Here is a 582-nt window from a genome sequence, read left to right as displayed (position 1 = left end):
ACGGCTGCTTGGCTAAGGTTTTAAATAAGGGATAGCAAGCCAATAACGCCGCGAAAAATGTTAGACCGATAGCTTGATACAGCCAGCTCCACTGCCAAACTCCCGGCATGAGCCTTGCGCCGTAGAGTTGCTCAAGGGTGAGTGCAATCATGGGTTGCAGCCAATGGCTAAGCTGTAGGCCAAGAATGAAGCCAACTAAGGAGCCTACTAGCACCAATATAAGCAGTTCAAAAAGCAGGGCGAGTAGCAGGGACCGTTGGGGCACGCCTTGCTGCTGTAGCTGCACTAACAGTTTTTGGCGTTTGAGTAGGCTGTAGCGCACGCCGTTATAAGCGATAAACAAGCCGACGATAAATGCCAGTAGGCTCATGGCCGTGAGATTGAGGTGAAAGCTTCGTGTCAGACTAGTCAGTCCCTCGCCATCATCTTGCTGAGTAAAGATAAAGTGCTGCTGGGTTTGTTGATTAAACAGTTGCTGGATCTGCTTGGTCAAATTGTTGGGATTATCAAAAAGAGCTATATAGCTCAGCTCTGCGGCTTGATTCAGAATTTTTTGCCCAAGGGAGATATCCAACAAAATAG

1 protein-coding gene is annotated in these 582 nt (G+C 48.1%); it reads right to left on the bottom strand.

The window, feature by feature from the left end; translation table 11 throughout:
- The coding region (locus K5R16_RS22085; RefSeq protein WP_220740558.1) for an FtsX-like permease family protein at window positions 1-582 on the bottom strand (582 nt) is incomplete at both ends.

Origin of the sequence: Shewanella sp. c952 (assembly GCF_019654975.1) — a bacterium.
Taxonomy (GTDB): Bacteria; Pseudomonadota; Gammaproteobacteria; order Enterobacterales; family Shewanellaceae; genus Shewanella.
This window is presented reverse-complemented; position numbering and strand designations above follow the sequence as displayed.